Origin of the sequence: Amycolatopsis sp. NPDC058986, assembly GCF_042741125.1 — a bacterium.
GTDB lineage: Bacteria > Actinomycetota > Actinomycetes > Mycobacteriales > Pseudonocardiaceae > Amycolatopsis.
The window spans coordinates 1-3221 of the sequence record NZ_JBHYJW010000130.1; the positions used below are offsets into that span (position 1 = coordinate 1).

General features: G+C 55.3%; 1 rRNA gene. It reads right to left on the reverse strand.

The features are described from left to right. Nucleotides 1-43 precede the first annotated feature (43 nt). Nucleotides 44-3165 (reverse strand): 23S ribosomal RNA (locus tag ACFW0G_RS45270). Nucleotides 3166-3221: the final 56 nt, after the last annotated feature.

Below are 3221 nucleotides of genomic sequence, written 5' to 3' on the forward strand. Positions count from 1 at the left end.
TGTGTGGTGTTTCAGAGCTGTAGAGTGAATGCGTAGCATGTTTGTGGGCAAGTCCTCGGCCTATTAGTACCAGTCAACTCGACAACACATTACTGTGCTTCCATATCTGGCCTATCAACCCACTGGTCTGGTGGGGGCCTTAACCCACAAAGGGTGGGATACCTCATCTTGGAACAGGCTTCCCGCTTAGATGCCTTCAGCGGTTATCCCTTCCGAACGTGGCCAACCAGCCATGCCCCTGGCGGAACAACTGGCACACCAGAGGTTCGTCCGTCCCGGTCCTCTCGTACTAGGGACAGCCTTCCTCAAGTATCCTACGCGCGCGGCGGATAGGGACCGAACTGTCTCACGACGTTCTAAACCCAGCTCGCGTGCCGCTTTAATGGGCGAACAGCCCAACCCTTGGGACCTACTCCGGCCCCAGGATGCGACGAGCCGACATCGAGGTGCCAAACCATGCCGTCGATATGGACTCTTGGGCAAGATCAGCCTGTTATCCCCGGGGTACCTTTTATCCGTTGAGCGACACCCCTTCCACCAGGAGGTGCCGGATCACTAGTCCCGACTTTCGTCCCTGCTCGACATGTCTGTCTCACAGTCAAGCTCCCTTGTGCACTTGCACTCAACACCTGATTGCCAACCAGGCTGAGGGAACCTTTGGGCGCCTCCGTTACCCTTTAGGAGGCAACCGCCCCAGTTAAACTACCCATCAGGCACTGTCCCTCACCCAGATCATGGGCGTAGGTTCAGATTCCCAATCCGACCAGAGTGGTATTTCAACAACGACTCCACCAACACTAGCGTGCCAGCTTCACAGTCTCCCACCTATCCTACACAAGCCGAACCGAAAACCAATACCAAACTATAGTAAAGGTCCCGGGGTCTTTCCGTCCTGCCGCGCGTAACGAGCATCTTTACTCGTAGTGCAATTTCGCCGGGCCTGTGGTTGAGACAGCCGGAAAGTCGTTACGCCATTCGTGCAGGTCGGAACTTACCCGACAAGGAATTTCGCTACCTTAGGATGGTTATAGTTACCACCGCCGTTTACTGGCGCTTAAATTCTCAGCTTCACCCCCCGAAAGGAGTTAACCGGTCCTCTTAACGTTCCAGCACCGGGCAGGCGTCAGTCCATATACATCGAATTACTTCTTCGCATGGACCTGTGTTTTTAGTAAACAGTCGCTTTCCGCTGGTCTCTGCGGCCACCCACCCCTAGTCCGCAAAGGACTTCAGGATGTTTGGCCCCCCTTCTCCCGAAGTTACGGGGGCATTTTGCCGAGTTCCTTAACCACAGTTCACCCGATCGCCTCAGTATTCTCTACCTGACCACCTGTGTCGGTTTGGGGTACGGGCCGTGCATGCACTCACTAGAGGCTTTTCTCGGCAGCATAGGATCACCCTACTTCACCTCAAACGGCTACGCATCACGTCTCAGACTCAATGAGCGGCGGATTTGCCTACCACTCGTCCTACACGCTTACACCAGGACAACCATCACCTGGCGGAGCTACCTTCCTGCGTCACCCCATCGCTTGACTACTACGGAATCAGATCCCACGCTCCACACACCCCATCCACCCGAAGGCTTCAAGAGCATGCTTTGGGTGGTTAGTATCAACCGCCTCGCCATGGGCGCACATGCTCGGGTACGGGAATATCAACCCGTTATCCATCGACTACGCCTGTCGGCCTCGCCTTAGGTCCCGACTTACCCTGGGCGGAATAACCTGGCCCAGGAACCCTTGGTCATCCGGCGGCAGAGTTTCTCACTCTGCATTCGCTACTCATGCCTGCATTCTCACTCCCACACCCTCCACGACTGAGTTACCTCGCCGCTTCCCTGGATGCAGGACGCTCCCCTACCCATCCACACCACTAGACAACCGTACAAATACGGAAGCCGATGTATTGTATGAATGACACAGCTTCGGCGGTGTGCTTAAGCCCCGCTACATTGTCGGCGCAGGACCACTTGACCAGTGAGCTATTACGCACTCTTTCAAGGATGGCTGCTTCTAAGCCAACCTCCTGGTTGTCTGGGCAATCCCACATCCTTTCCCACTGAGCACACACTTAGGGGCCTTAGCTGGTGTTCTGGGCTGTTTCCCTCTCGACGACGAAGCTTATCCCCCGCCGTCTCACTGCCGCACTCTCACACCACGGTATTCGGAGTTTGGTTGATTTCGGTAACCCGGTAAGGCCCCTAGACCATCCAGTAGCTCTACCCCCGTGGAGAAACATACGACGCTGCACCTAAATGCATTTCGGGGAGAACCAGCTATCACGGAGTTTGATTGGCCTTTCACCCCTACCCACAGCTCATCCCCTCAGTTTTCAACCTAAGTGGGTTCGGGCCTCCACGATGTCTTACCAACGCTTCACCCTGGCCATGGGTAGATCACTCCGCTTCGGGTCTAGACCACGCGACTCAAGACGCCCTATTCAGACTCGCTTTCGCTACGGCTACCCCACCCGGGTTAACCTCGCCACGCAGCACTAACTCGCAGGCTCATTCTTCAAAAGGCACGCCATCACCCAAAGGCTCTGACGGCTTGTAGGCACACGGTTTCAGGTACTCTTTCACTCCCCTCCCGGGGTACTTTTCATCTTTCCCTCACGGTACTCGTCCGCTATCGGTCTCCAGGAAGTATTTAGGCTTACCGGGTGGTCCCGGCAGATTCACAGCAAATTCCACGAGCTCGCTGCTACTCGGGAACACCAAACAAACACAACACAACGTGTTTTCGCGTACGGGACTCTCACCCACTCCGGTCCGCCATCCCAAGCGGTTCCACTAACACGCGCGCATGTTCCGAGGACTGTCAGATCCTCGACGCTGGGTCCCACAACACCACTGATACAACGCCTGACAGCTTGACATACCAATGGTTTAGCCTCATCCGCTTTCGCTCGCCACTACTCACGGAATCACATTTTGTTTTCTCTTCCTACGGGTACTGAGATGTTTCACTTCCCCGCGTTCCCTCCACGCACCCTATATATTCAGGTACGGGTAACACCACATCACTGGTGCTGGGTTTCCCCATTCGGAAATCCTCGGATCACAGCTCGGTTGACAGCTCCCCGAGGCATATCGCAGCCTCCCACGTCCTTCATCGGCTCCTGAAGCCAAGACATCCACCATGTGCCCTTAACAACTTGACCACAAAGATGCTCGCATCCACTCTACAGTTCTCAAACACCACACCAGAAACAACCCA